General features: G+C 63.8%; 26 protein-coding genes and 1 pseudogene. All 27 read left to right on the plus strand.

Annotated features, from left to right (window positions below; genetic code table 11):
• Nucleotides 1–172: 172 nt before the first annotated feature.
• The 27 genes and pseudogenes from A2G06_01745 to A2G06_01875 all read left to right on the plus strand — a co-directional run bounded on the left by A2G06_01745 (nucleotide 173) and on the right by A2G06_01875 (nucleotide 25,493).
• Nucleotides 173–1,516, plus strand: a complete 1,344-nt coding sequence (locus A2G06_01745) for an RND transporter (GenBank protein ANA39318.1) — start codon at nucleotides 173–175, stop codon at nucleotides 1,514–1,516.
• On the plus strand, nucleotides 1,513–2,625 hold the full coding sequence (locus A2G06_01750; GenBank protein ID ANA39319.1) for an efflux transporter periplasmic adaptor subunit: 1,113 nt from the start codon (nucleotides 1,513–1,515) through the stop codon (nucleotides 2,623–2,625). Before A2G06_01745 ends, A2G06_01750 begins: the two co-directional genes overlap by 4 nt.
• Nucleotides 2,626–2,661: 36 nt before the next feature.
• Nucleotides 2,662–2,841 carry a hypothetical protein gene (locus tag A2G06_01755; GenBank protein ID ANA39320.1) on the plus strand — a complete coding sequence of 60 codons (180 nt, stop codon included), beginning with the start codon at nucleotides 2,662–2,664 and terminating at the stop codon, nucleotides 2,839–2,841.
• Between the two features lie 5 nt (nucleotides 2,842–2,846).
• On the plus strand, nucleotides 2,847–6,080 hold the full coding sequence (locus tag A2G06_01760; protein ANA39321.1) for a multidrug transporter AcrB: 3,234 nt from the start codon (nucleotides 2,847–2,849) through the stop codon (nucleotides 6,078–6,080).
• The gene (locus tag A2G06_01765) at nucleotides 6,055–6,483 is read left to right on the plus strand and encodes a hypothetical protein (GenBank protein ID ANA39322.1); all 429 of its coding nucleotides are present in this window, start codon (nucleotides 6,055–6,057) and stop codon (nucleotides 6,481–6,483) included. Before A2G06_01760 ends, A2G06_01765 begins: the two co-directional genes overlap by 26 nt.
• A gap of 15 nt (nucleotides 6,484–6,498) precedes the next feature.
• Nucleotides 6,499–6,711: a rhodanese gene (locus A2G06_01770; GenBank protein ANA39323.1), complete on the plus strand. Its 213-nt coding sequence runs from the start codon at nucleotides 6,499–6,501 to the stop codon at nucleotides 6,709–6,711.
• Entirely contained in the window at nucleotides 6,708–7,538 is an 831-nt protein-coding gene (locus tag A2G06_01775; GenBank protein ID ANA39324.1) for an MBL fold metallo-hydrolase, read from the plus strand. The genes A2G06_01770 and A2G06_01775 overlap by 4 nt, the downstream gene beginning before the upstream one ends.
• A gap of 20 nt (nucleotides 7,539–7,558) precedes the next feature.
• A complete protein-coding gene (locus A2G06_01780; GenBank protein ANA39325.1) occupies nucleotides 7,559–7,939 on the plus strand; it encodes a rhodanese-like domain-containing protein in 381 nt (126 codons plus the stop codon).
• A gap of 22 nt (nucleotides 7,940–7,961) precedes the next feature.
• Entirely contained in the window at nucleotides 7,962–8,237 is a 276-nt protein-coding gene (locus A2G06_01785) for a transcriptional regulator (GenBank protein ANA39326.1), read from the plus strand.
• Nucleotides 8,238–8,522: 285 nt separating this feature from the next.
• A complete protein-coding gene (locus A2G06_01790; GenBank protein ANA39327.1) occupies nucleotides 8,523–10,172 on the plus strand; it encodes a chemotaxis protein in 1,650 nt (549 codons plus the stop codon).
• A gap of 414 nt (nucleotides 10,173–10,586) precedes the next feature.
• Nucleotides 10,587–10,994 (plus strand): hemerythrin, encoded by a 408-nt coding sequence (locus A2G06_01795; GenBank protein ID ANA39328.1) that lies wholly within the window; start codon nucleotides 10,587–10,589, stop codon nucleotides 10,992–10,994.
• A gap of 165 nt (nucleotides 10,995–11,159) precedes the next feature.
• The gene (locus tag A2G06_01800; protein ID ANA39329.1) at nucleotides 11,160–11,522 is read left to right on the plus strand and encodes a two-component system response regulator; all 363 of its coding nucleotides are present in this window, start codon (nucleotides 11,160–11,162) and stop codon (nucleotides 11,520–11,522) included.
• Nucleotides 11,519–12,025 carry a chemotaxis protein CheX gene (locus A2G06_01805; GenBank protein ANA39330.1) on the plus strand — a complete coding sequence of 169 codons (507 nt, stop codon included), beginning with the start codon at nucleotides 11,519–11,521 and terminating at the stop codon, nucleotides 12,023–12,025. Before A2G06_01800 ends, A2G06_01805 begins: the two co-directional genes overlap by 4 nt.
• Nucleotides 12,026–12,049: 24 nt before the next feature.
• Nucleotides 12,050–13,153 carry a response regulator gene (locus A2G06_01810; GenBank protein ID ANA39331.1) on the plus strand — a complete coding sequence of 368 codons (1,104 nt, stop codon included), beginning with the start codon at nucleotides 12,050–12,052 and terminating at the stop codon, nucleotides 13,151–13,153.
• A gap of 200 nt (nucleotides 13,154–13,353) precedes the next feature.
• Nucleotides 13,354–15,444, plus strand: a complete 2,091-nt coding sequence (locus tag A2G06_01815) for a hypothetical protein (GenBank protein ANA41566.1) — start codon at nucleotides 13,354–13,356, stop codon at nucleotides 15,442–15,444.
• Between the two features lie 233 nt (nucleotides 15,445–15,677).
• On the plus strand, nucleotides 15,678–16,097 hold the full coding sequence (locus A2G06_01820; GenBank protein ID ANA39332.1) for a flagellar basal-body rod protein FlgB: 420 nt from the start codon (nucleotides 15,678–15,680) through the stop codon (nucleotides 16,095–16,097).
• A gap of 2 nt (nucleotides 16,098–16,099) precedes the next feature.
• Nucleotides 16,100–16,540 carry a flagellar basal body rod protein FlgC gene (gene flgC, locus A2G06_01825; GenBank protein ID ANA39333.1) on the plus strand — a complete coding sequence of 147 codons (441 nt, stop codon included), beginning with the start codon at nucleotides 16,100–16,102 and terminating at the stop codon, nucleotides 16,538–16,540.
• A gap of 115 nt (nucleotides 16,541–16,655) precedes the next feature.
• Nucleotides 16,656–16,958, plus strand: a complete 303-nt coding sequence (locus A2G06_01830) for a flagellar hook-basal body protein FliE (GenBank protein ANA39334.1) — start codon at nucleotides 16,656–16,658, stop codon at nucleotides 16,956–16,958.
• Nucleotides 16,959–16,982: 24 nt separating this feature from the next.
• Nucleotides 16,983–18,566 carry a flagellar M-ring protein FliF gene (locus tag A2G06_01835; protein ANA39335.1) on the plus strand — a complete coding sequence of 528 codons (1,584 nt, stop codon included), beginning with the start codon at nucleotides 16,983–16,985 and terminating at the stop codon, nucleotides 18,564–18,566.
• An 11-nt stretch (nucleotides 18,567–18,577) separates the two neighbouring features.
• Complete coding sequence (locus A2G06_01840) at nucleotides 18,578–19,570, plus strand: flagellar motor switch protein FliG (GenBank protein ID ANA39336.1); 993 nt, start codon at nucleotides 18,578–18,580, stop codon at nucleotides 19,568–19,570.
• A complete protein-coding gene (locus A2G06_01845; GenBank protein ANA39337.1) occupies nucleotides 19,557–20,444 on the plus strand; it encodes a flagellar assembly protein FliH in 888 nt (295 codons plus the stop codon). The genes A2G06_01840 and A2G06_01845 overlap by 14 nt, the downstream gene beginning before the upstream one ends.
• On the plus strand, nucleotides 20,431–21,756 hold the full coding sequence (gene fliI / locus A2G06_01850; GenBank protein ID ANA39338.1) for an EscN/YscN/HrcN family type III secretion system ATPase: 1,326 nt from the start codon (nucleotides 20,431–20,433) through the stop codon (nucleotides 21,754–21,756). Before A2G06_01845 ends, fliI begins: the two co-directional genes overlap by 14 nt.
• A 60-nt stretch (nucleotides 21,757–21,816) precedes the next feature.
• A complete protein-coding gene (locus A2G06_01855; GenBank protein ANA39339.1) occupies nucleotides 21,817–22,257 on the plus strand; it encodes a flagellar export protein FliJ in 441 nt (146 codons plus the stop codon).
• Between the two features lie 14 nt (nucleotides 22,258–22,271).
• Nucleotides 22,272–22,787 carry a hypothetical protein gene (locus A2G06_01860; GenBank protein ID ANA41567.1) on the plus strand — a complete coding sequence of 172 codons (516 nt, stop codon included), beginning with the start codon at nucleotides 22,272–22,274 and terminating at the stop codon, nucleotides 22,785–22,787.
• Between the two features lie 213 nt (nucleotides 22,788–23,000).
• Nucleotides 23,001–24,419 (plus strand): flagellar hook-length control protein, encoded by a 1,419-nt coding sequence (locus A2G06_01865; GenBank protein ANA39340.1) that lies wholly within the window; start codon nucleotides 23,001–23,003, stop codon nucleotides 24,417–24,419.
• Nucleotides 24,420–24,443: 24 nt separating this feature from the next.
• The gene (locus A2G06_01870) at nucleotides 24,444–25,100 is read left to right on the plus strand and encodes a flagellar hook capping protein (GenBank protein ID ANA39341.1); all 657 of its coding nucleotides are present in this window, start codon (nucleotides 24,444–24,446) and stop codon (nucleotides 25,098–25,100) included.
• A gap of 7 nt (nucleotides 25,101–25,107) precedes the next feature.
• Nucleotides 25,108–25,493 (plus strand): annotated as a pseudogene (locus tag A2G06_01875) (flagellar protein).
• The last annotated feature ends 67 nt before the right edge of the window (nucleotides 25,494–25,560 follow it).

Consider the following 25,560-nt stretch of genomic DNA (forward strand, 5'->3'; position numbering starts at 1 on the left):
CATTTGTCAATTCCTTTCCGGCAGCGCGTTCCCTGAAACGCTCCGCAGCGGTTCAGGGAAAAATGAAAATTTTTCAAGATCAGGTATACTTTTTTCGTTGACAATATTCGATACAGTATATATATACAAAATTATATGTTTGGCATGTGGCTGTGCAGCCACGGGGAGGGATGTGGTGAGGTCGCTTCGTGTTGCGTTTTTGATACTGGTTCTCTGTCCTCCGGTCCTGTTCGCCGCCGACCGGTCAGTCACGCTGCAGGATGCCCTGCAAGCGGCCCTTGGGCACAATCATCTGGTGAGCGGCGCCCGTTTTGAGCAGGAGGCGGCCGAACGGGGAGCCGCAGCCAGCCGCAGCCGCTACTTTCCCCATATCTTCCTCGAAGAGGGCTTTGCCGTGTCGGACGCGCCGGTCCGGGTCTTCATGATGAAGCTCGACCAGGGGCGATTCACCCTCGACGATCTCCAGCTTGAAAATCTGAACACTCCTTCGTCCTACCGGGACTTCCGGACCGCGGTCACCCTGGAACAGCCCCTGTTCGACCTGAGCATAGGCTATGACCGGGAGATGGCCGAAAAAGAGGCGGAACGGGCCGGTTTCGTTCTGGCCCAGCGGCGGGAGGACGTGGGCCTGGCGGTCTATGCGGCGTATCTCGATGTCCAGAAGGGACGGGCGACCCTGGCGGCAACGGAGAAGGAGGTGGCCGAGGCCCGGGAGAGCCTGCGGGTGGCCCAGGCCCGGAGCCGGGAGGGTACCGCGCTCCGTTCCGACGAGTTGCGGGCGCGGACCTTTCTCTCCGAGTCGGAGCAGCGCACCATCACTGCCCTGAACGACCTGCGCCTGGCGCGGATGCGGCTGGCCCTGGCCGTGGGGGGGGAGGCCGGCGAGTCCCTGGACATCGCCGAGGAACTGACCAGCGCACCGGTGCGGCTCTCCGAGAATGAGCTGGTGCGGGAGGCCCTGGCCAATCGCAGCGATCTGAAGGGGGGCGAAAAGGACGTGGCCCGGGCCGAGGCGGCGGTAGGGGCTGCGCGCAGTGCCTGGTTCCCCACGGTCTATGCCGGGGCGTCCTACCAGATGAATGACCGGGATATCCCCTTGGGCCGGGACAACGACGCCTGGATGGCCGGCGTGAACCTCCGGTGGGAACTGTTCGACGGCCTGCGTCGTTCACACGACCAGGCCAGGGCCGGTGCCGTCCGGCAGGCTGCGCTCCAGTACCTGGAACAGCAGCGCAAGGAGGTGGTGCTCCGGGTGCGCGAGGCTGCCCTGCGCCGCGAAGAGGCCGGCAAGCGGCTGGAGGTGGCCCGTCACGCACTGCTGGCTGCCGACGAAGGGATGCGCATCGTGGCGAAGCGGTACGAAAACGGTCTCGCCACCATGGTGGAACTGCTGGATGCCCAGTCGGCCCTGAATCGGAGCAGGACCGGCCTCGTGGAGCGCGAGAGCGATTATCTGCTGGCCACGGCCCGCGTTTACCACGCGGCCGGACTATTCCTGAAGGAGACGGTGAAATGAGGATGGGGAGAGGAGTGAGAGGGGCCTGTGGCGTCGTCCTCCTGGGCGTGGCCCTCACGGGCTGCGGCCACAAGGCGGACAAGGCGGAATCGAAGCAGCCCCCCGTCGTGACGGGCGTGACACTGGTGCCGGCAGCCGGCCAGGCAATCCCGGACGGCGCGGAGGCGGTGGGGACGGTACGCGCCGCAGATGCCGCAGTCATTGCGGCCCGGCTTCCCGCCACCGTAACCGGCGTTCTCGTGCGGGAGGGTGACCGGGTGGGCAAGGGAAAGCTCCTGGTGACCCTGGAGGCCGCCGAGAGTTCGGCCCAGGCGTCCGCTGCGGCCGCCCAGGTGGCCGAGGCGGAGCGGGCACTGGACGAGGCCCGCGCCCGCAAGCGGCTGGCCGACGCAACCTATGAGCGCTACGCGAACCTCTTCAAGGATGAGGCCGTGACCCGTCAAGAGATGGACAACCGCCGCGCCGACCGAGACGTGGCCGAGCAGGGTGTGGGGCGGGCCACGGCCCGTCTGGCGGCGAGCAGGGAGAGTGCCCGGGCGGCCGGGGTTGTGGCGGGCTACACCCGCATCGTCTCCCCCCTTGCCGGGGTGGTGACCGCAAAGCAGGTGGAAAACGGCATGACCGTGTTTCCTGGCACGCCGCTGATGACCATCGAGGGTGACGGGGGGCACCGCCTGGAGGCGTCCGTTCCCGAATCCCTGGCCGGCCGGGTGAAGCGTGGTCAGCGCGTGCCGGTGACCATCGACGGGGCCGGGCTCTCGCTGGAAGGCCGGGTGGTGGAGGTCGTGCCCGCCGCTGATCCGGCGAGCAGAACCTTCACCGTCAAGGTGGAACTGGCTGGCGCGGGGATCAGGTCCGGCATGTTCGGCCGGGCCTTCATTGCCACCGGCGAACGGCAGGGGATTCTCGTGCCGAAGTCGGCGGTGATGGAACGGGGGGCCCTTTCCTCGGTCTGGACGGTGGACCAGGGGAACGTCGCCCGGCTGCGGCTCGTGAAGACGGGGAAGCCCCTGGGCGACCGGATCGAGATCCTTTCGGGGCTCACGGCAGGCGAACGGGTCATTGCGGCCGGCCTGGAAAAGGTCGTCGAGGGGGCGAAGATCCAGTAAGGCTGATGCCTGTGGAAAAGGAGGCGCGGCAGCCCGTTGCTCCGCGCTCCGGCGCGGGGAGGCGCCGCCGCCATGCACGACGACGGACGCGACCCTGAACGAGACGAAACCAATGCCGGCTTCCCGTCCTGGCTTCTCTGGCTGCTGGCGGCCTGGCTGTTCATCATCGGTATTGTCCTGGTCCTGCACCAGGGATGGACCTTTCCGGAGTTCTGATCACCATGGATAATCACCATCTCGGCTTTGCCGGCAAAATAGCCCGGGCGTTCATCGATTCCAAGCTGACGCCCCTCATCGTCATCGCTTCCCTGCTCCTGGGGGTCTACGCAGTCCTGGTGACCCCGCGGGAGGAGGAGCCCCAGATCGTGGTGCCGATGGTGGATATCTACCTCCCCATGCCCGGCTCCACTCCCCAGGAGGTGGAGGAACGGGTGGTTTCCCCCATCGAGCGGAAGATGTGGGAAGTGAACGGGGTGGAGTACGTCTACGCCATGAGCCGGCCGGGGATGGGACTCGTGACGGTCCGCTTCCTGGTGGGGGAGAACATGGAAGACTCCCTCGTTAAGCTCTACAACAAGCTCATGAGCAACCGGACCCTCCTCCCCCCCGGCGCGGGCGAACCGCTCGTGGTCCCCAAGTCCATCGACGACGTGCCGATCCTTTCCCTCACCCTTTGGTCCGAGCGGTACGACGGGTTCATGCTCCGCCGCATCGCCCGGGAGCTCTGCGATGAACTGAAGAAGGGCGAAAACGTGGCCGAGGCCGAGATCAAAGGGGGACTCAGCAGAACCCTGTCGGTCCGCCTGGACAGTGCGCGCCTGGCGGCCTACAATCTTTCGCCGCTCCAGGTTTCCGGCGCCATCCACGCCGGCAACGCCTCGCTCCAGTCCGGTGCCTTTGCCGCGGGCAACCGGGAAACGATCGTGGAGACCGGTTCCTTCATCGCCACTGCGGACGATGCCCGCCGGCTCGTGGTGGGAGTCTTCAACGGCCGCCCCGTCTACCTGGCCGACGTGGCCACGGTCACTGACGGGGCGCCGGAGCCGTCCAGCTACGTCTTCTTCGGATTGGGGCCGGCGGCGGGGACCAAGGGGATCAGCGGAAATCAGGCGGAAAACTATCCGGCCGTAACCATTGCCGTGGCCAAACGCAAGGGGGCCAACGCCACCTGGGTGGCCGAGGACCTTCTCCATCGGGTGGAGGCACTCAAGGGCAAGGTGATCCCCTCCGACGTGAAGGTCACGGTGACCCGCAACTACGGCGAGACCGCCCGGGAGAAGAACAACGAGCTGCTCTACCACATGTTCCTGGCGGCCATCTCGGTCACGATCCTCATTGCCGTCTTCATGGGGTGGCGGGCCGGGGCCGTGACCGCCGTTGCCATTCCGGTGACCCTGGCACTGACCATGCTGGTCTTCAACCAGATCGGCTACACCCTTAACCGGATCACTCTCTTTGCCCTTATCTTCTCCATCGGCATCCTGGTGGACGATGCCATCGTGGTGGTGGAGAACATCCACCGCTACTTCACCACCACCCGGTTCAAGCCGCTGGAGGCGGCCATCCGGGCCGTGGACGAGATCGGCAACCCCACGGTGCTGGCCACCTTCGCGGTCATCGCCTCAATCCTGCCCATGGGGTTCGTGGGGGGGCTCATGGGGCCGTACATGCGGCCGATCCCGGTGGGGGCCAGCATGGCCATGCTCATCTCCATGTTCATCGCCTTCATCGTGACCCCCTACTTTGCCTACCGCCTCATGAAAGGGGAGTCCCACTACGGCAGCGCCGAGGAGGCCGAGGAGTCGAAGCTTACCATCTTCTACCGGAAGATCATGGGGGCCCTGCTCCACAACCGCCCGTTGCGTACCGGGTTCATGGTGGGGGTGGCGGTGCTGCTGGCGGCGTCGTGCTCGCTTCTCTATTTCAAGCTCGTGACGGTGAAGATGCTGCCGTTCGACAACAAGAACGAGCTCCAGGTGATCATCGACGCCCCCGAGGGGACCCCCCTGGAGGAGACGGCCCGCATGACCGCCGAGATGGGGCAGGCGCTCCGAGGCATCCCCGAGGTGACCGATTTCCAGATGTACGTGGGGACCAATGCCCCCTTCAACTTCAACGGCCTGGTGCGCCACTACTACCTGCGGACCGGCCCCCACGTGGCCGACATCCAGGTGAACTTCGTCCACAAGAGCGAGCGTTCGGCCCAGTCCCACGACCTGGCAAAGCAGGTCCGTCCCCTGCTCAAGGCGGTGGCCGACCGCCACGGCGCCCGGATCAAGGTGGCCGAGGTGCCGCCCGGCCCGCCGGTCCTCTCGACCCTGGTCACCGAGGTCTACGGGCCGGACCATGCCACGCGCCTGGACATCGCGCGCAAGATCAAGGCCATCTATGAGAAGGTGGACGGCGTGGTGGACACCGACTGGTACGTGGAGGACGATCAGCCAAAGGTCTCCTTTGCCGTGGACCGGGAGAAGGCGGCTCTGTCGGGGATATCCGTGGATGATGTGTCCCGGACGCTGCGCCTGGCCCTGGGAGGGGTCGACGCGGGAATCATGCATCTCCCCCGGGAAAAGGAGCCCGTGGCCATCAACGTGCGGCTCCCGGCGGCGCAGCGGAGTTCGGTGGAGGCCCTCTCCTCCATCTATGTGCCCGGTCCCCGGGGGAACGTGCCCTTGTCCCAGCTCGTGCGGGTCTCCACCGGCGTCGAGGACCAGACTCTCTACCGCAAGAACCTCAAAAGCGTGGTTTACGTTACCGGCGACGTGGCAGGGGCCATCGAGGCGCCGGTCTATGCCATCCTGAAGATGCAGAAGGAGATCGACAGGATACCCCTGCCCGGCGGCTACCGGATCGAGCAGCGGGCAGCCACCCAGCCCTGGAGCGAGGAGCGCCCCGGCATCAAGTGGGACGGCGAATGGCACATTACCTACGAGGTCTTCCGGGACCTGGGACTTGCCTTTGGCGCGGTAATGATCATGATCTACCTGCTGGTGGTGGCCTGGTTCAAGGACTTCACCACGCCGCTGGTCATCATGGGGCCGATTCCGCTCACCCTCATCGGCATCCTGCCCGGGCACGCCCTGTTCGGGGCCTTCTTCACGGCCACGAGCATGATCGGCTTCATTGCACTGGCAGGCATCATCGTCCGAAACTCCATCATCCTGATCGATTTCGCCGAGATGAAGCGGCGGGAGGGACTCCCCCTGGATGAGGCCATCATCGAGGCCGGAGCGGTCCGGTTCCGGCCCATGCTCCTGACCGCAGCGGCCGTGGTGGTGGGAAGTTTCGTCATCGTCTTCGATCCCATCTTCCAGGGGCTCGCCCTGGCGCTCATGTTCGGGGAGATTGCCTCCACCACCCTGTCGCGGGTAACGATACCGATCGTCTACTTCCTGGTGGAGCGCTGGAAGGAAAAACGGAGGAACTCGGATGTTCTGGTTGAAGAAAAGGGATAACCCAACAGCCGACTCGGTTGCCGAGCAGGTCGGGCTCGACGCCGAGGGGTTCTACCGCACGGGCAGGATGCACTGCGCCGAAGCGGTGCTCATGGCGATGCGCAACGCCTATTCTCCCGAAACACCCCAGGACGTGGTGCGGCTGGCGGCCGGCTTCGGTGGCGGCTCCAATGCCGGCTGCCTGTGCGGGGCGGTTTCCGGGGGCACCATGGCCTTCGGGTTGGCGGTGAAGGAGGACAAGCGGCGGGTGAACCGTCTCACCCGCCAGCTCCATGAGTGGTTCAAACACGAGTACGGCGCAACCTGCTGCCGCATCGCCACCAAGAACGCCAAGGGGAAGGGGGGCTGTGCGGTCCTCACCGGCGAGGTGGCCAGAAGGACGGCGGAACTGCTGGAAGCGTAACCACGGAGGCATGCCATGTATATCGACAGAATGCTCAGAATCATCGCCGGCGCGTTCATCATGCTCTCCCTGGCGCTCGCCCGCTTCCACAACCCCAACTGGCTCTGGTTCACCGCCTTTGTGGGGCTGAACCTCTTCCAGTCGGGCTTCACCAACTGGTGCCCCATGGTGTACTTCCTGGAAAAACTGGGGGTGCCGAAGTTTCCCAAGGGGGGCTGCGACAAATGAACCGCCGGATCACGATCCTCTGCGACAACACGGTGGGTCCTGTTTCCGGCACCCTGGGCGAGCACGGGTTCGCGGCCCTGGTGGAGTGGGAGGGGGACGCGCTCCTCTTCGATACGGGGATGGGTGAGACGCTCCTGCGCAATGCCCAGCGCCTGGGGCGCAACCTGGCCGCCGTGTTCCGTGTCGTCATCTCTCACGGCCATTACGACCACGCCGGCGGCCTCTGGCCTCTCCTGCGCACCTGCGGGAGCAAGGAGGTGCTGGCTCACCCCGATATCTTCGCCCCCCGCTACCGGGTGAAGGATACGGGTGCCCCTCTCTCCATCGGGATTCCCTTTGACGAGGCGTTCCTGCGGGGGCAGGGGGCGCATTTCGATTTCGGTACCCGGTTCCGGGAGATCGGCCCCGGCCTCTATCTGACCGGCGAGGTCCCCCGCACGACCGCCTTCGAGACCGGCGACACGGGGCTTTTCTGCGATGGGGCGGGCTGCCGGTCCGACCCGGTCCGCGATGATCAGTCCCTGGTGATCCGTACGGAGCGGGGGTTGGTGCTGCTGTTGGGATGCTGCCATGCAGGGGTGGTCAACACGGCCCGATGGGCGGTGGAATGCACCGGTGAGTCCCTGGTCCACACGATCATCGGCGGCACCCATCTCGGTTTCTGCGGCCGGGAGCAACTGGATGAAACAGTGAAGTCCCTGCGGGAGCTGGGAGTACACAAGCTCGTGGGAAGCCACTGTACCGGCTTTGCCGCAGCCGCCCGGCTCATGCATGAATTCCCCGGCCGGTTTCACCCGTCTGCGGTGGGATACACCCTGGAAGTCTGAACGTCAGGAAAGGATCGTTCATGATTAGGAAGTTCATCATTGCCGTGCTCATGGTGGCGTCGCTCGCCGCCACCGCCCTGGCTGCGTCCTACCGTAACATCGGTTCTGCCGAGGCCAAGGCGCTGCTCGACACGAAGCGCAACGTCTTTCTCCTGGACGTGCGGACCCCTGACGAATACCGCCAGGCCCGCCTGTCCGGGTCGGTGCTCATCCCCATCAACGAAGTGGAGCGCCGCATCGCGCAGATCCCCAAGGGAAGGCCGGTGCTGATCTATTGCGCCGTGGGGTCCCGCTCGGGGCTCGTGGCCGGCTACCTGACCCAGCGGGGATACGGCGAGGTCTACAACATGCACGACGGCATCGTCGGCTGGTATCGCAACGGGTTTCCGATCACCCGGTGACCACATTCGTGAGGTGATGACCATGAATGAAGAACTAGCACGGAATTACGAGGTGTCGGCCCAGTTGCTGCGCATCCTCGGCCATCCGGTGCGGCTGCGGATCGCGGCGGGACTTGCGCGCGAGTGCGCCTGCGTCAAGGATATCTGGAAGTGCCTCGGCATGCCCCAGGCAGTGGTTTCCCAACACCTGAAGGTGATGCGGGAGCACGGCGTCCTGGAGGCCCGGCGCGAAGGCGCCCGGGTCTGCTACTCCCTCCGCGAGGGTGCCCCGGCCCAAGTGGTCAGGGCCCTGTTCTGAACACGGGGTGCCCCGTTTGTCTTTCCCTCCCTGATTTTTTCACTCCCTGTACATCATTATGGCGTAACCGGCCGCGAGACGGGGCATCCTCTCCGTCCCTGGCCGCAGCCTTTCGCTTCATCCTGTCGGGCGTGGCTCCCGCCGGTACGTTTTCCCTCCACCAGTTTTTCCGCAATTGCGCTTTGTCAGCTAAAGTCACGGCAATTTTGGTCGATACTAACTTGTACGCACCCTCAGGGAATACATCTGTCGTCCGGCCGGCGCCGGCGCGAAAAGGAGTCGTCCATGCAGATCAAGCGATACCGCAACTGGGGCATCCTGCCGAAAATCATGACCATCTCCGGCATTACGGTCGTCCTCATCGCGGCCCTCGTCCTTTTCGCACTTCTGCCCTTCATCGGCGAGAAGATGATGGACGGCAAGAAGGAAAAGACCAAGAGCGTGGTGGAGGTGGCCTACAATCTCGTGGCCGACCTGGGAGAGCGCGCCAAGCGGGGGGAGATCACCGAGGACGAGGCCAGGAAACGGGCCATCGACCATGTCAAGCAACTCCGCTACCAGGGCAAGGAGTATTTCTGGATCAACGACCTGGCGCCCAGGATGATCATGCACCCGATCAAGCCCGACCTGGACGGCACTGATCTGTCCGAGAACAAGGATCCGCGCGGCACCTACCTTTTCCGCGAGTTTGCCAGGATCTGCCGGGAGAAGGGAGAGGGGTTCGTTCCCTACCTCTGGCCAAAGCCGGGCGCCAGCGAACCGGTGGAGAAAATCTCGTACGTGAAGTTGTACGAACCCTGGGGATGGGTTGTCGGCAGCGGCATCTACGTGGATGACGTGCGTGCCGACATGGCCCGGCTCCGGTGGGTGGTGCTGGGGGGGACGGCCCTGTTTGCCCTGTTTGCCCTGTCGCTGGCCTTTTCCGTGGGCCTCGGCGTGGTTCAGCCCCTGCGGCATGCGGTGGCGAGCCTACAGGACATCGCCGAGGGAGAGGGGGACCTGACCCGGCGGATCGCGGTGGAGCGGGAAGACGAGTCGGGCGAACTGGCCCTCGCCTTCAACAGGTTTGTGGAGAAACTCCAGGGGATCGTGGGCACGGTTGCCAACAATGCCCTGCAGGTGGCCGCTGCGGCGGGCCAGGTCCAGGAGGCGTCGCGCCAGATGGTGGAGGCGGCCGAGAACGTGGCTGGTCAGGCTGCCACCGTGGCGACGGCCAGCGAGGAGATGGCCGCCACGAGCATGGAGATTGCCGTTAACTGCGTCTCCCTTGCCGACGGCGCCCGCCATGCGAGTGAAACGGCCGAGAGCGGCGCCGCGGTGGTCCAGGAGACCGTGAGCGTCATGGGACGCATCGCCGACCGGGTCAAGGAGGCGGCCCGCACGGTTGACAGCCTCGGTTCCCGCAGCGACCAGATCGGCGAGATCATCGGCACGATTGAGGATATTGCCGACCAGACGAACCTTCTGGCCCTCAACGCCGCCATCGAGGCGGCCCGGGCGGGTGAGTCGGGCCGTGGCTTCGCGGTGGTTGCCGACGAGGTCCGGGCACTGGCCGAGCGGACCACCCGGGCCACCCGTGAGATCGGCCTGATGATCAAGGCCATCCAGAGCGAAACCCGCGGGGCAGTGGCATCCATGGATGAAGGGGTGCGCGAGGTGGAGAAGGGGACGGACGAGGCGGCCCGTTCGGGCGCGGCCCTGCGGGAAATCCTGGAGCAGATCGGCTCGGTTTCGCTCCAGATCAGTCAGATCGCCACTGCGGCCGAGCAGCAGACCTCCACCACCACCGAAATCAGCGGCAGCATCCAGACCATCACCGATACGGCCCATGAAACCGCACGCGGTGCGCAGGAATCCGCCGGCGCCGCGGAGCAGCTTGCAGATTTGGCTGAACAATTGCAAAAAATTGTTGTGACATTCCGGCTCTCAGCATGAGAGGGGCAGCAACCGGGCATGCCAGCATGCCGTAGCGTCTTGGGCGTCTTCGTTGTGGTCGGAACGTGCGCCGAATGACTTGGCGTAGTGCCGTATGCGTCACCGGTAGAAGGCTGCGGAGGAAATGCCGGCAATGCAACTGACGATCACGCAGAGAATGGGAATGATCCCACGACCAAGGGGGGCAAGCTTCCGGAGCAGCTCAAGCAGATCGCCGGACGATTCAGGCTCAGCGTCTGACCGCCCCGTTTCCGAACCCCCCGATGCGTTGTCGGGCGACCCCGGCCTTTTTATGGGAGCTTCCGTGTCGGACGATTGGTATATTGTTCCACTGTGACACATTCTGCTAAAGTTCCCAACGCTTGTGCCGATAACCTTAACCATGGCATTTCAATTTTTTCGGAGGTGAACGGCATGGCATTGATCTCGTGGAGCGATTCGCTCAGCGTCAAGGTGAAGCAGTTCGACGATCAGCACAAAAAGCTGGTGGACATGGTGAATCAGTTGTTCGACGCCATGAAGGCCGGCAAGGGGAATCAGGTGATGGGAGACATCCTGAAGTCTCTCATCCAGTACACTCAGACCCACTTCGCCGCGGAAGAGCGGGTATTGAAGCAGCACGGCTACCCCGATTTAGAAGCCCACAAGAAAGAGCATAATGCCCTGGTCATGCAGGTGCTCGATCTGCAGAAGCAGCTCCAGGAAGGCAAGTCGGTGCTGACCCAGCATGTCATGACCTTCCTGCGCGACTGGCTTTCCAAGCATATCCAGGGAGACGACAAGAAATACGGCGTGTACCTGAACGGGAAAGGGATCTCCTGATTTCTTCCTCCCCCTGTTCAGGCTGGAACGGACTGTGCATAGCACTCGGACGTGTCCGTGGAGCCCCGTCCCGTGAGGAGTCGACGGGCACGTTCAAGCTTTTGACTCGCCGGCCTGCCGTGCGGGCATGGATACGCGCAACCCCATCGAATGAAGGAGACACCAATGGCCAACGTACTCATCGTGGACGATTCCTCGACCATGAGAAAAATCATTTCCCGCTCGCTCAGGCAGGCTGGGCTGCCCGTGGACGAAATCTTCGAGGCGGGTGACGGGATCGAAGGGCTCAACGTCCTTTCCGGCAAAAGCGTGGATCTGATCCTCTCCGACATCAACATGCCGAACATGGATGGCCTTGAGTTTATCCGGCAGGCCCGGGCCAACGGCCACAAGGCGCCTATCGTCATGATCACCACCGAAGGTGGCGAGGATATCCTGAAAGAAGCCATTTCCAGCGGAGCCAGCGACAGCATCAAGAAGCCCTTCACGCCGGACCAGCTCAACGAGAAACTCGGGAGCCTCCTATGAGTCTCAACTCCGATGTGGCCTCGTCGAGCAAGCTGAGCGAGGAGCAACTCGCCGGCTTTATCATCGGGGCGACAAAAGAAGTCTTCGGCACCATGGTGATGATGGAGCCCCAGGACCAGTACCCGCTGAGGGAGCCCGTTACCACGTTCCACTGCAGCGTCACCGGCATGGTGGGGCTGGCGGGCATCTACTCGGGGATCCTCTCGATCCATTGCCCCCTGGAGCTCGCCCTCAAGGTCACCTCGAACATGCTCGGCATGGAGGTGGAAGAGGTGGGCGAGGATGTGAACGATGCCCTGGGCGAGATCGCCAACATGCTCGGAGGCTATGTGAAGATGGCCCTCTCGAAGGGAGGGACGGACCTGCACCTGTCGGTGCCCACCGTTATTTCGGGCGAGGAGTACACGCTCAACGCCATGGCCGACAACGACTGCGTCATCATTCCTTTCATCATTGACGATGCGCGGTTTCTTGTGGGCCTGAAACTTCAGAAGGAAGCCTAAGTCAAGCAGGAGCTTTTTCCGGCCATGGAAGGTTTCGGCACACTCACCGACGTTGTCAATAATTCGTTCCGGCAAGCCGCCGAAGACAGCGGCATGCTGCTCGGCCAGGAACTCGCCATCGGCGAGGCAGACCGCATTGCCACCAACCGGCAGACGTACTTCTGCGACATGGATGACGTCTGCTTCGTGGCCGAGGTTACGGCCAGCGGCGACTATGCGGGCAAGTTCCATGTGGTGTTCGGCCTCCGCGATGCGATCTGCATGAGCGGATTCCTGCTCGGCATCCCCACGGCCCGCATCAATGAAAAGCGCCGGCTCGCCATCATGGAAAACGACGATGTGGATGCCTTTTCCGAGATCGTCAACCAGGTGGTGGGCTCATTCAACTCGGTATTCCAGCCTTCCTTCGGCAACAAGGTACACCTGAAGGTCGTCCCCCCCAAGAAGTTCATCCCGGAAAGCACCGAGCTGACCGAAACCGAACCGGTTCCCGACGGCGAGTATCTCCTCTTCCGCGGCCGTATGGAGCTGAGCGGCATGGAGATGGGGAACCTGGACGTCCTCATCCCCGTGGAACTGGCGCTGTTGTTCGATCCTCCCGCTGAGGAGCCCGAGCCGCCGGCGGACGAAGCCGCGGCAGGGGCCGTTGGCGAGGCTGCCGCTGTCGAGGGGGACGAAGTCGGGGCTGAGGCCAATGGCGAGGCGGCGTCGGAATCTGTGGCCGCCGTAGCCGGGGGGCCGCTGCCAGTGGACGAAAATTGCCGGCGGGTCCTCATCCTGGAGGATGATGAATCGGACCGCCAGCACATCCGCGCGCTGCTGGAGGAAAAGGGGTACGAGCCGGTGGAGGCAGGCCTTGACGCGGATATCAGAGAGATATTCGACCAGGGCGGGGTGCGGCTCGTGGTTCTGGGCATCCACAACGGCGACGACCGGGACATGGCGGTCTGCATCAAGATCAAGGCGATTGCCCAGGGCGATACCCTCCCCATCATCATGTGCGCCAGGGAGTGGACGCGCTCCGCCGTCCTCAAGGCGGTCAAGTACGGCGCCCGTGACATTATCGTGAAGCCTTACCAGCCCGACGAGGTGGTGGCCAAGGTGGCAAAGTTCCTGAAGGCCGCCTGACGTTATTTCTAGTCTGTGTCAAAATTGTGACCTGCCATTGCCCTCCCTTTGACGCTCACCCCCGCTGATCCGCCGAATCCCCCTTGTCCGCCCTGGTAAAGGGTGTAGTTTTACGGCACGGCTTTTGCCTTGGTATGTCCGGGGAAATCCATCCCGCCATCCGGCTCCCCGGTGCCGGGGCCGCAAAAGGTGTCCATGCCATGATTCGTTCCATCATCAAGCTGCTGCTCTGTGCTCTTGTGCTGCTGCCGTTGTCCGCGGTCGCCACGTCCGGCGCCGATCCCGGCCCGGACAACCGTCTGCTGCGCGTGGGGGTGCGCGGCCATGGGGGATTTACCCGTCTCTCCATGGCGTTCGAGCGTGATCCCGCCCCTGTTCTGCATCCGCTCCCGGGCAACAGGGTCCGGCTCGTTTTCAGCAACACTGCGGGCGGCCGCTGGAAGAAGCTGCGAAGCTACCGCGACGCGCATGTGGAGGGGGTGGTCGTAGCGTCGCGCGGCAATGACCTCACGGTAACGGTGACGGTCAAGGGGGATCCCCGGGGCGTGCGCGTCTCAACCGCAGCCGGTGTCGGCGTTGTCTCCCTCGATGTGGGGGCGTCGCTGGTTCCCCGCCGCTCGCCTCCCCTCGCCCAGGGGCGCGAGGGGATCAAGGTGGGAGTCGAGCAGCTCATCACCACCTTCGACCCGCCGTTCAAGTCCGAGATACCCTTTACCCCCACCGACCGGCGGGTGCTCGAAGCAATGACCCCTCCTGCCGAGGCCGCTTTGATCATGGACGGCGAGGCTGCCCTCTATGAAGGCAACGGCAGCGAGGCCGCTGAGATCTTCGCCGGGATAGGCGCCACTTCCCCCGGCCGCCCCCTGGCCCTTTACCGGCTGGGGGAGGCCTCTTATCTCCTCCAGAAATATGGGGACGCCCTTCGCTTTTTCCGCGAGGCGGAGCGCCAGTGGCCCGTGTTCCTCTCCCGGTCGCCGTCCACGGCCTTCTGCTATGCCGACAGCGTGGCCCGCAACGGCGACCTGGCGGGCGGCCGTCGGCTGCTCGGCTCGCTCATCGCCGGCCTGGCCGACAAAAAATATGCGCCGGCACTCCTGGTGCGCATGGCCGACATTTTGGTGCGACAGGGGAAGGACCAGGAGGCGATGGCCATCTACCGCAACGTTGCCGACAACTTTACCGGCAGCAAAGGGAACTGGCAGGCCCGGATGAAGCTGGCCGACCGCCGGCTGCTTGCCCTGGAGCCTGCGGCCTACAGCTCGCTGGTGAAGGATTACCTGGAGATCTACGAGCGGGGCAGCGATTTCGGCCTGCGTGAACAGGGGCTCTTCAAGGCGGCTCTGCTGCTCTCCCTCTATGGCGATGCCGACCAGGCCTTTGCCCGGGTGGCTGAATACGAGAAGAAATTCCCTCGCGGGATGTATGTCAGCATTGCCAAGGGGATGCGCGAGGAGCTCCTGGTGCCGGTCTACCGCCGGATCGCCCGCGCCGGTGACAATGAAGCGCTGGTGAAGCTCGCCCTGGACAACCGGGACTATCTCGGCCGCGTGCTGGCCGAGGAGGACTTCATCAAGAATCTGTCCGCCGCCTTTGCCGACCAGGGACGGATCAAGGAAGAAGTCGGCCTGTACGCGAATCTCGCCATCCGCGAGCAGAACCGGGCGCACGCCCCCGAGCTCTATCGCAGGATTCTCCACGATGCCGGGCAACTGGGGGATTCAGCCCTCATGGAGAAGGCTGCGGGTGAATTTGTGGAGCGGTTCCCGGCCCACCCATGGGTCCAGCGGTTCCGCGAGGAGCTTGCCGCGGTCGAGTATAACCGGGGCGATACCCAGCGGGCGGTGGGGCGGCTGTCGGGGATGCTGGCGTCGGGAACGCGGCCCGAATACGCCGAGAGCCTGTACTATCTGGGCAAGTCCCTGGACGCCTCCGGCAACCGGCGCGATGCCGAGCGGGCCATGCTCCTCTTTCTGGCCGAGCTCCGGCGGCGCGAAATCTCGTCGCCGCTGGCCGCCGACGCAAGCTACGTGGCCGCAACTGCGCGGCTGTCCCGGGGAGACCGCACGGGGGCCAAGGAGATTCTGCGGGCTGCCGCCGAGGCTTCTCCCGAAGAGCGGGATCCATTCCTCTACAAGCTGGGCGAGATCGCCCGCTCCGAAGGGCGCTACGAGGAGGCTGCCCGCTACCTCGGGACAGTGGCCAAGGAGGGAGCTGACCCGGATTGGCGGGACATGGCAGCGCGTCTCCTGGCCGATATGGAGTTGACGGGAATGGTACGCAAGTCAAAATGATGACCTGGATTCCAGGGTGGCCGGGTAAGAAAAAGGGAGTTCGTATGTGCTCCCCTTTTCTTTGGGCGTGAGGATGGGAGAATGACGCCGGTCTGACCGGGTTTTGTTCAAACTTTTGACGTGAATGCCGGGGGAAAGAGTAGTTTGTCCCTGATTACGGGAGGGTAGACGGGCTGGAAAAGCTGGTACGGCTTTTGCTCTATCCGCAATGCGGGAGACAAAGGAGGAACGAGATGCCTGTCGACTCTATGTTCGGAACGACCATAAACGCCCTGGCCAAGGCGGTTGACCTGAGGGCCAGGAACCATACCAAGATTTCCGCCAACCTGGCCAATGCCGAAACCCCCAACTACACGCCCACGGCCCTTTCCTTCGAAAAGGAACTGGGCACCGCCCTCAAGGGCAACACGATGGGGAGTCCCGCGACGACCCATCCCCGGCACATCCCCCTGAAGGGGCAGGCCGCGTCCATCCAGGGCGTGGAGGGAACGGTCATCGAAACCCCGGCCCCCACTCCGGGGCGCGACAACAACGGGGTGGAGCTTGAGGCCGAGATGAGCCGCATGGCCGAGAACCAGATCATGTACAATGCCTCGATCCAGATCCTGACCAAGAAGTTCGAAGGCATGAAATACGCCATCAAAGGACAGTAGCCATGGACTTTTTCAGCGCAATGCAGGTCAGCTCTTCCGCCCTGTCCGCCGAGCGGACCAGGATGAACCTCATCTCCGCCAACCTGGCCAACGCCAACTCCACCCGTACCGCCGAGGGGGGGCCCTATAAGCGGAAAGATGCCGTGTTCGCCGCCACCCAGGTGGGCGAGGGGTTCCGCTCGGCACTCGACCGGATGCGCAAGAACGCCCCCCAGGGGGTCCAGGTGACCGGCATCGTGGAAGATCCCAATCCGCCCCGGCTCCAGTACGACCCGGCCCATCCCGACGCCGATGCCCGGGGATATGTGGCCCTTCCCAACGTGAACGTGGTCGAGGAAATGGCCGACATGATCGCCGCGACCCGGGCCTATGAGGCCAACGTAACCGCCATGCAGGCGGCCAAGAATATGGCCCTGAAGACCCTGGAGATCGGTTCGCGGTAAGCCCGGGAAGTCGTGTTCTTTTTTTTTACGCAAAAAGGGGATTCGACACAGCCCCCCATATGAGAACGTGTCGGCAGGAGCCGACGAAACTTTAAGATTTTTTCAGGAGGACCACGTGATAGACGGAATCGAGAGCGGATTAGGCATAGCCCAGGCGTTCCCCTCGGGAGCCGGGGAAGCGAAACCCGGCAACCTGGCCGCCGATACCGGCAAATTCTTCGGTGAACTGGTGTCCAAGGTGAGTGAGCTCCAGGCCCAGTCGGACACCGCCATCAAGGGACTCGTGTCCGGCGAATCCAAGGGGCTCCACGAGGTGATGATCGCCATGGAAAAGTCGTCCATCTCGTTCCAGTTCCTGAGCCAGGTGCGGAACAAGGCGGTCGAGGCCTACCAGGAAGTTATGCGGATGCAGGTCTAGTCCTGATCCCCGCCGGAGTACTTCATGCCTGAAGCCCTGAACAAACTGATCCAGCCATTCATGGCTCTGCCGCCGGCCAAACGCTGGGTGGTGGGGGGCGTTGTGGGCCTGTCGGTCGTCGCCTTTACCATCCTGATCCTGGTGGCGAACCGGACCGACTATCGCCCCCTCTTCACGAACCTGACGAGCGAGGATGCCGGCGAGATCGTGACCAAGCTCAAGGAGCAGAAGGTCCCCTATCGCATCGCCGCCGACGGCAAGGCGATTCTTGTCCCCTCCGACAAGGTGTACGACCTGCGGCTTTCGCTGGCCTCCGACGGCCTGCCCCAGGGAGGTGGGGTCGGGTTCGAGATCTTCGACCGGAAGAATTTCGGCATGACCGATTTCGTCCAGAAGCTCAATTACCAGCGGGCCCTCCAGGGGGAGCTCTCCCGCACCATCAGCCAGATTTCCGGGGTGGAGCAGGCCCGGGTCCACCTGGTGATCCCTGAGAAGTCGCTCTTCAAGGAAGACGAAAAACCGGCCACGGCCTCGGTGGTCCTGAAGGTGAAGGGGCAGCGCCAGCTCCGGGAAAACGACGTGCAGGGTATTGTCCACCTGGTTGCGTCCGCCATCGAGGGGATGAATCCGGAGCATGTGACCGTCCTCGACCAGAAGGGCAAGCTCCTGTCCAAGAACACCCCCGGCGATGCAACCGGCAAGATGACCGCCTCCATGCAGGAGGTCCAGCGGGCCTATGAGCGGAGCACCGAGGAACGCCTCCAGTCGCTGCTGGACAAGGCCGTGGGCACCGGCAGGTCCGTGGCTCGGGTTTCGGCGGTCTTCGATTTCCGCCAGGTGGAGCGCTACGAGGAAAAATACGACCCCGAGACCGTGGTCCGCAGTGAGCAGCGGTCCGAGGAAAAGCAGGACGGCTCGACGGTCACGGGCGGGGTGCCCGGCGTGCAGACCAACCTGGGACGGGCGGCCGGCCAGCCCGCCGGAACCGCCGGAGGCGGCAGCAAGAACGACGAGACCCTCAACTATGAGGTGAGCCGTGCCACCGCCCGCACCATCGAGCCGGTGGGGACCCTCTCCAAGGTTTCGGTGGCGATCCTGGTGGACGGCAAGTACGATGCCGCCGCAGCCGGCAAGGACGGCAAAGAGGCAAAGCCCAAGTACTCGCCCCGTTCGCCGGACGAACTCCAGAAGATCGATGCATTGGTGAAAAGCTCGGTCGGCTTCAATGCCGAGCGGGGCGATCAGGTGACGGTCGTCAATATCCCGTTCCAGGATACGGGCGATGCCGGGGCCGGCGAGGCAGACCAATGGTGGAACGCCCCCGTTTTCCTCTCCCTGCTGAAAAACGGCCTGATCGGCTTCGGCTTCCTGGCGCTTCTCTTCTTTGTGGTGCGGCCGCTCCTGAAGATCCTCAGGCCGGAAAAGAGCACTACCTTCGAGCCGATCCCCACGGCCGAGGATGCCCTCAACCAGATCGCAGAGATCCATCGGCTGCAGATCGGCAACCAGACCGTGAGCCAGATGGAGCTCATCAACAAGATCAAGCAGGAACCCTATCAAGCGGCCCAGATCATCCAGAACTGGCTGCGAGACAAGGGTGAGGAATAGGGCTCGAATCCATGACCGGAACCGATAAGGCGGCCATACTGCTCCTCTACCTGGGTCCCGAAGCGACCTCGAAGGTATTCGAGCACCTGGACGACGACGAGATAAAGAAGATATCCAAGAGCATGGCGACTCTGGGCCATGTGCCGCGCAACGTCATCCAGGACGTGGTGACGGAGTACACCTCCCTCACCAACCCCGAGACGGGCATTTTCTCCCAGGGTGAGGAGTTCGTCCGCAAGATTCTCGAGCAGACCCTGGGGCCCCAGAAGGCGGAGATCCTTCTCAAGGAGCTCCAGTCGTCGAGCTTTGGCGACATGGTCGACGTCCTTGCCAACCTGGATGCCAAGACCATTGCCAACTTCCTCTCCCAGGAGCATCCCCAGACCATCGCCGTCATCCTGGCCAAGCTGAGGGCCAAGCAGACCGGCGAGATCATCTCCATGCTCCCCCAGGGGCTCCAGGCAGAGGTGGTGATGCGGATCGCCGACGTCGATCAGGTCTCACCCGAGATACTTGCCGACATCGACGAGGTCATCAAGCGGGAACTGACCGCCATGGGCGGTGTCCAGCGCTACAAGGTCGGCGGCGTGGAAAAGGTCGTCGACATGTTCAACCACCTGGACCGGAGCAAGGAAAAGCAGATCCTCGAGAAGCTCGATACCCTCAACCCGCCTCTGGCCGAGGTCATCCGCAAGCACCTCTTCACCTTCGAAGACATCTTCAAGCTGGACGACCGCTCCATCCAGGCAATCATGCGGGAGGTTTCCAACGACACCCTGACCCTTGCCATGAAGACCGCGCCGGACGAGATCAAGGAGAAGATCTTCCGCAACATCTCCAGCCGCGCCGCCGAGATGATCAAGGAAGACCTGGAGGTCATGGGGCCGGTCCGCCTGTCGGACGTGGAGAAGGGGCAGTCGGAGATCATCAAGATCGTTCGCCGCATGGAGGAAGAGGGCAAGGTGGTGCTTGCCGGTCGCGGAGGCGACGATGTCCTCGTCTAAGGCTTCCCGCATCATCAAGGTGGACCAGTTGCCGCCCCAGTCCATCCGCAGCTACAGCTTCGGCTTCATTGCCGCTGAAGCGCCGTCGGAACTGCCTCCGGAAGCCGACGGTTTCGTCCCCTGTGCCCTGGGTGCGCCGGCGCCCCTGCCGGGGCTTCTGCTCGAGGAGGAGCCCGAACCGGCGCCGGTCGTCCCGTTCGATCTCGAGGGGAAGGTGGTGCTGGCCGAGGATGAGCTGCAGTCCCGGGTGGACGAGGTCTTCCGCAACGGCATGGACGAGGGGCGCCGCCAGGCGGAACGGGGGCTCGCCAATGTCTTCAAGTCCCTGCGGGACGGAGTCGCCGCCCTGACCGGCCTGCGCAGCCGTGTCATGAAGGAGAGCGAGGAGGATCTGCTGCGGCTCGCGGTGATGATCGCCCGCAAGATCGTCCAGCGGGAGGTGGCACAGGACCCCCAGGTACTGGCGGCCATTGTTGCCGCAGCGGTGGGGGGATGCACCGAGCGGGACCGGGTGGTGGTCCGCCTGAACCCTGACGACTACGCCCAGGTTTCGGTCAACCGCCAGGCGTTCCTTGAGGGGCTCGGCGAGGAATCGGCCATAACCCTCGCCCCCGATGAAACCATCGGCCCGGGGGGATGTCTCGTAGAAACCGCCACCGGCACGGTGGATGCCCGGATCGAGGCCCAACTGGACGAGATCTACCGTTCGCTGCTGGAGGAGCGCAGCGCTCCCGTGGAGCCGTCAAGCGTACCGGATGTTGACTCCCATGCCGACCTCGCCTTTGGCGGCGAGGAGACCATCGCCCCCTTCAAGGGACAGGGCGCCTGGGTCAAGGGACGTGAAGAGAGACCGCGCGACGATGTCCAGGATTGATCTTTCTCGCTATCTCGCCGCCGTGGATGCCATGAAGCCGATCCGGTTCCACGGCAAGGTGACCCAGGTGGTGGGGCTCGTCATCGAGGGGTTCTGCCCCGATGCGGCGGTCGGCACCCTCTGTCTCGTCCACCCCAATGACGGCGATCCCATCCCGGCCGAGGTGGTCGGCTTCCGGGACAACAAGACGCTGCTGATGCCCCTGGGCGAGTTGCGCGGGGTGGGGCTCGGGAGCCTCATCTCGGTCAAGCGGAAAAAAGCCTCCCTCGGCGTGGGCCCCGGGCTGCTGGGGCGCGTCATCGACGGACTCGGGGTGCCCATCGACGATAAGGGCCCCCTGGCCATCCGTGAAGAGTACCCCATCTACGCCAATCCGGTGAACCCCATGAAGCGGCGGCCGATCCGCCAGCCGCTGGATCTGGGCATCCGGGCGATCAATGCGCTGCTCACCTGCGGCGAAGGGCAGCGTGTCGGAATCATGGCCGGGTCCGGTGTCGGAAAGTCGACACTGCTGGGCATGATCGCCCGCTACACCGAAGCGGACGTGAACGTCATCGCCCTCATCGGGGAGCGGGGGCGCGAACTGCGCGAATTCATCGAGAAGGACCTCCAGGAGGAGGGGCTCAAGAAGTCCGTGGTCGTGGTGGCCACCTCCGATCAGCCCCCCTTGGTCCGGATGCGGGGCGCCTATATCGCCACCACCATTGCCGAGTATTTCCAGGCCCAGGGGAAGAAGGTGCTGCTGATGATGGACTCGGCCACCCGTTTTGCCATGGCCATGCGGGAGGTGGGGCTTGCCATCGGCGAGCCGCCCACCACCAAGGGGTACACCCCGTCGGTCTTTGCGGCGCTGCCCAAGCTCCTGGAGCGGACCGGCAGCTTTCTGGACGGAAGCATCACCGGCCTCTACACGGTGCTTGTGGAGGGGGACGATTTCAATGAACCGATCTCGGATGCCATGCGGAGCATCCTGGACGGCCACATCGTCCTGAACCGGGAACTGGCGGCCCGGGCCATCTATCCTCCCCTGGATATCCTGGCCAGCGCCTCCCGGGTCATGAACGACGTGACCGACCGGGGCCAGCAGCAGCTCGCCTCCCGGTTCAAGGAGTTGCTCGCCGCCTACCGCCAAGCCGAGGACCTGATCAACATCGGCGCCTACAAGCCGGGATCGAACCCGACCATCGACTATGCCATCGCCAAGATGGACGGCATGGTCAACTTCATCCGCCAGGGAATCCACGACGGGGTTTCCATGGAACAGTCGATAACGGAACTTGCCGATATCTTCGATGAGGGGATGGCACTCTGATTGCACGAGGAAGGGAACAGGGGGAATTTCTCCTGAAACCGCCATGTTCCGGAGCCCGTCATGACGCACAAGCACGGTTTTCAGTTACAGCAGGTTCTCAACTACCGGAAGGAAGTGGAAAAGGTCAAAAAGCTGGAGTTCGCCACGGCCCGGCACGAGTTCGAACATGCCTCCGACGTGCTGAGCCGGCACGAGGCCGAGGCCGACCGCGCCCGGGTGGAGTACAACAACAAGCAGGCCGTCGGCACCACGGCCAATGAGCTGAAGCTCTATGCGGACTTTTTTGCCCGTAAGCACATGGACATCCAGTTCCAGCGGATCGAAGTGGATAACCTGAACCGGAAGATGAGCGAGAAACGCGAGGATCTCATGGACGCCGCCAAGGAGAAGAAGGCCCTGGAACTCCTCAAGGAGAAGCAGATGCGCGCCTTCCGCCGGGAGATGGCCGAGCGTGAGCGGGCTTTCCTGGACGAGATGGCGCTGCAGAAGGTTGCGCGGTAATGAAGAAGTCGTTCCTGGCAACGATTGTGGTGATGTCGGGAGTGCTCCTCCTGGCACCGCCGGTATCGTCGCCGCCCGCCGGTGCCCAGTCGGCGGCCGGCGAGCCCCAGGCTCAGGCTCCCATGGCTGCGGCCGGTGCCAAGAGCGTTGCCGGCGAGATGGCCCTGGTGGAGGCCAAGCGCCAGCAGGTGGCGGCCCGTGAGGCGGCCCTGGCCGTGAAGGAACAGGAACTGAAGAACCTTTCGGCCAAGCTCGAAGCCCGGGTAAAGGAGCTGGAGGCGGCCAAGGCGGCCCTGGACCGCTCCTTGGATGCCCGCAAGAAGGTACAAAGCGCCAACTACCAGAAGATGCTCAAGGTGTACAAGACCCTCAAGCCCGCCGAGGCGGCGCAGCTCCTCGACAAGATGGACGAGGGGGAGGTTCTCGAAATCCTGAACGAGATGGACCAGAAACGCGTTGCCAAGCTCCTGCCGTTGATGAAGCAGGAGCGGGCGCTGCGCTGGACCCGCCACAGCCTGGCGGCCAAGTAGACGCACGAAGCAGAAGGCGGGAAGGCACGGAAGGCCGCCCGCCGCACCAGTCAGGACGCACGGACGCACTATGCACCACCGGCAGCAATGCCGCGACAGGTTGCGTCCGTGCGTCGTTTTGTTTGAGAGTCAGTTCCTTGACAACAGAATAGCATGGCATTGGAAAGCGCTCTCTGCAGCGTTTCCATCCCACACGAAAGGAGGTGAACACGTATGGAAATCATGCAGTTGATCCAGATCGCCCCGCAGGTCGTGCCGGCCGGCGGAGTCCCGTCTGAAGCCCCTGCCCAGCCTGCCGGCAACGACAGTCTCTTCGCCTCGCTCTTTGCCGGGTTGCTCATGCCGCCCGTCACGACGAACGCAGCCACTCAGGAAGTACCGGATGCGTCGAGCGGGTCTCCTGAGAATGCCGCCCGGAACCAGGACCAGGAGAACCCTTCCGCCACCGATGCGGCCCTGGCAAGCCTGGCTCCGCCCATCCCGCTACCTCTGCCCGCAGAGGCCGCGCCTGCACCGGAATCCGCCGCCTCTTCATCCGGAACGGCAGCGGCAGCGCCCGTTGCGCCGGTTTCGTCTCCGGTCACCACGACCGTGGCCGAGCCGTCCGCATCGACCATGGCCCACTCCATGGCGCAAGCCACGCCGACGGAAGCACCGGTTGCAGCCGCTTCTTCCGTCCCGGCCGGACAAACCGCGGCGGAAAAATCGGTGGAGGTGCTGAACGCTGCCGTCGAACGGACCCCGGTCCGCCAGGCGGGAGCCGATGTCCTCCCTGAAGCGGAGCAATCGCCCCAGTCCGTCGGCATGACGGAGGAGGCGACCGCGGAAACCCGGCCTCCGGTACGCACCATGGGGCCAACCGCTGCCTATCCCGACCGGATACCCGCCAGGCATGCGGAAGGTATCCCGGCAGGCAAGGCCGACACCGTCAGCCCGGTCGAGCTCAGGTCCGCTGAAGTCCGGACCGATGCAGCAACCGGGAGTCCGGTCAGGGCGCTGGACGTGGAAGTGACCGTCAGGGACGGCTCAGGCGAGCAGCACTTCGCCGAAGGCCGCGACCAGGCGTTCACCGGCAAGGAGTCCACGGCGATGAAGGATGCCGTTGCCAGCCATGCCAGCCACGAGGCGGGCAAGACCTCTGCCGCCCAGCCGGCCGAAGCCAGGCCGACGCCGGAGTCGTCGCACTCGCTCCGCGACAGCATCATGGCCCAGGTCCGGGACGCCGTCACGGCCCGCGAGCCCAACGGCAACGGCCGGATCAGCATCAGGCTCAACCCGGCGGAACTGGGCGAGCTCACGATCAACGTCCGGGTGGCGGACCAGCAGGTCAAGGTGGATGTAGTGGCGGCCAACGGCCAGATAAGGGACATTCTCCTCAACAACCTCGACAACCTGAAGGAGAACTTTTCCCGCCAGAACCTGACCATGACCGGTTTCGACGTTTCCACCGGCACCGGCCAGGGGTTCGAGCACCAGCTCTTCCGCGAGGGGGGGCAGGCAGGCCAGGGAGGAACCCATTTCTCCTTTGCCCGTGGTGAAGAACTCGACGGGGACGTCCAAGTCGCAATGGAAGACACGCGCCACTACGTTACCGACCGGCGCGAAAACGGCCTCGTCGACGTGAGGCTCTGACAGAAGGAAAGGAGGTACAACAACGTGGTTTACGGCGTTACCAACGACACCACGGCAGCCGCAGCGGCCATGAAGAAGTCCACCGGCATGAACAAGGACGACTTCCTCAAGCTGTTCGTTACGCAACTCCAGAACCAGGACCCGCTCAATCCCCAGGACAGCACGGAGTTCATCGGACAGTTGGCACAACTCACCCAGGTCGAACAGGCCTACAACACCAACAGCAACCTCTCGGATCTTCTCAACCTCGTGAACGGGGCGACGAGCCTCTCGGCGGTCTCGTTCATCGGCAAGGAGATCACGGCCAGCGGCAACCTGATCAAACTCACCGGCGGCACCCAGCCCACCTTGGGTTACCGGCTTCCCGCCACCGCCCAGAAGGTGACCATCAAAATCAAGGATGACACCGACACCGTTGTCCGGACCCTGACTCTGGGGAGCACCCAGGCGGGAGACGGTTCCATAACGTGGGACGGCAAGGACGAAAAAGGGAATACGCTCCCGGAGGGACGCTACACCTTCTCCGTCTCGGGGACCAACGCCAAGGGAGAGGCCTTTGACGGCGCTCCGCTGCTCCTCGGCCGGGCCGAAGGGGTCATGCTGGAGGGAGAGGAACCCTACATAACCATCGGCGGCATCAATGTACCGCTCGGCAACATACTCTCTGTGAAAGGAGCGTGATTCAGGGATGATTGATTCCATCTACTTCCCCGAACCGCTTCCCATCAACCCGGGTCGCTCGCAGTCGCAACCCCAGCCGGCACAACCGGCCGGCAAGCCGGGCGGGTTTGCCAGGATTCTCGACGGCAAGCTTCCGGCCCAGGAGGTGAAATTCTCGAGTCATGCCCAGCAGCGGCTCCAGTCTCGGGGAATCACCTTCAGCGACACGGACCTGAAGCGGCTGGAAGGAGCCGTGGAGAGCGTGGCCCAGAAGGGGGGCCGTGAGTCGCTCATCATGCTTGGCGACGCAGCCTCGTGGTGAGTGTCAGAAACCGGACAGTCATCACGGCCATGGATCGGGCAAGCATGCAGGGAAATGTGTTTACCAACATCGATTCGGCAGTGATCATTTAGGAAACGGGGACCAGGGACCGGGAACCTTAATGGGCAGGGAAGAAACGAACAACGAACAATGGGCCGG

This window comes from Geobacter anodireducens, from assembly GCA_001628815.1.
In the GTDB taxonomy this organism is placed as follows: domain Bacteria; phylum Desulfobacterota; class Desulfuromonadia; order Geobacterales; family Geobacteraceae; genus Geobacter; species Geobacter anodireducens.

What these genes read in the sequence shown, in the direction of transcription:
- A2G06_01795 (ANA39328.1), top strand. Translation starts at nt 10,587, where the DNA reads ATGGCATTGATCTCGTGGAGCGATTCGCTCAGCGTCAAGGTGAAGCAG.
- A2G06_01810 (ANA39331.1), top strand. Translation starts at nt 12,050, where the DNA reads ATGGAAGGTTTCGGCACACTCACCGACGTTGTCAATAATTCGTTCCGG.
- A2G06_01750 (ANA39319.1), top strand. Translation starts at nt 1,513, where the DNA reads ATGAGGATGGGGAGAGGAGTGAGAGGGGCCTGTGGCGTCGTCCTCCTG.
- flgC (ANA39333.1), top strand. Translation starts at nt 16,100, where the DNA reads ATGGACTTTTTCAGCGCAATGCAGGTCAGCTCTTCCGCCCTGTCCGCC.
- A2G06_01865 (ANA39340.1), top strand. Translation starts at nt 23,001, where the DNA reads ATGGAAATCATGCAGTTGATCCAGATCGCCCCGCAGGTCGTGCCGGCC.
- A2G06_01770 (ANA39323.1), top strand. Translation starts at nt 6,499, where the DNA reads ATGTATATCGACAGAATGCTCAGAATCATCGCCGGCGCGTTCATCATG.
- A2G06_01785 (ANA39326.1), top strand. Translation starts at nt 7,962, where the DNA reads ATGAATGAAGAACTAGCACGGAATTACGAGGTGTCGGCCCAGTTGCTG.
- fliI (ANA39338.1), top strand. Translation starts at nt 20,431, where the DNA reads ATGTCCAGGATTGATCTTTCTCGCTATCTCGCCGCCGTGGATGCCATG.
- A2G06_01845 (ANA39337.1), top strand. Translation starts at nt 19,557, where the DNA reads ATGTCCTCGTCTAAGGCTTCCCGCATCATCAAGGTGGACCAGTTGCCG.
- A2G06_01815 (ANA41566.1), top strand. Translation starts at nt 13,354, where the DNA reads ATGATTCGTTCCATCATCAAGCTGCTGCTCTGTGCTCTTGTGCTGCTG.
- A2G06_01790 (ANA39327.1), top strand. Translation starts at nt 8,523, where the DNA reads ATGCAGATCAAGCGATACCGCAACTGGGGCATCCTGCCGAAAATCATG.
- A2G06_01855 (ANA39339.1), top strand. Translation starts at nt 21,817, where the DNA reads ATGACGCACAAGCACGGTTTTCAGTTACAGCAGGTTCTCAACTACCGG.
- A2G06_01765 (ANA39322.1), top strand. Translation starts at nt 6,055, where the DNA reads ATGTTCTGGTTGAAGAAAAGGGATAACCCAACAGCCGACTCGGTTGCC.
- A2G06_01780 (ANA39325.1), top strand. Translation starts at nt 7,559, where the DNA reads ATGATTAGGAAGTTCATCATTGCCGTGCTCATGGTGGCGTCGCTCGCC.
- A2G06_01835 (ANA39335.1), top strand. Translation starts at nt 16,983, where the DNA reads ATGCCTGAAGCCCTGAACAAACTGATCCAGCCATTCATGGCTCTGCCG.
- A2G06_01800 (ANA39329.1), top strand. Translation starts at nt 11,160, where the DNA reads ATGGCCAACGTACTCATCGTGGACGATTCCTCGACCATGAGAAAAATC.
- A2G06_01775 (ANA39324.1), top strand. Translation starts at nt 6,708, where the DNA reads ATGAACCGCCGGATCACGATCCTCTGCGACAACACGGTGGGTCCTGTT.
- A2G06_01840 (ANA39336.1), top strand. Translation starts at nt 18,578, where the DNA reads ATGACCGGAACCGATAAGGCGGCCATACTGCTCCTCTACCTGGGTCCC.
- A2G06_01760 (ANA39321.1), top strand. Translation starts at nt 2,847, where the DNA reads ATGGATAATCACCATCTCGGCTTTGCCGGCAAAATAGCCCGGGCGTTC.
- A2G06_01820 (ANA39332.1), top strand. Translation starts at nt 15,678, where the DNA reads ATGCCTGTCGACTCTATGTTCGGAACGACCATAAACGCCCTGGCCAAG.
- A2G06_01805 (ANA39330.1), top strand. Translation starts at nt 11,519, where the DNA reads ATGAGTCTCAACTCCGATGTGGCCTCGTCGAGCAAGCTGAGCGAGGAG.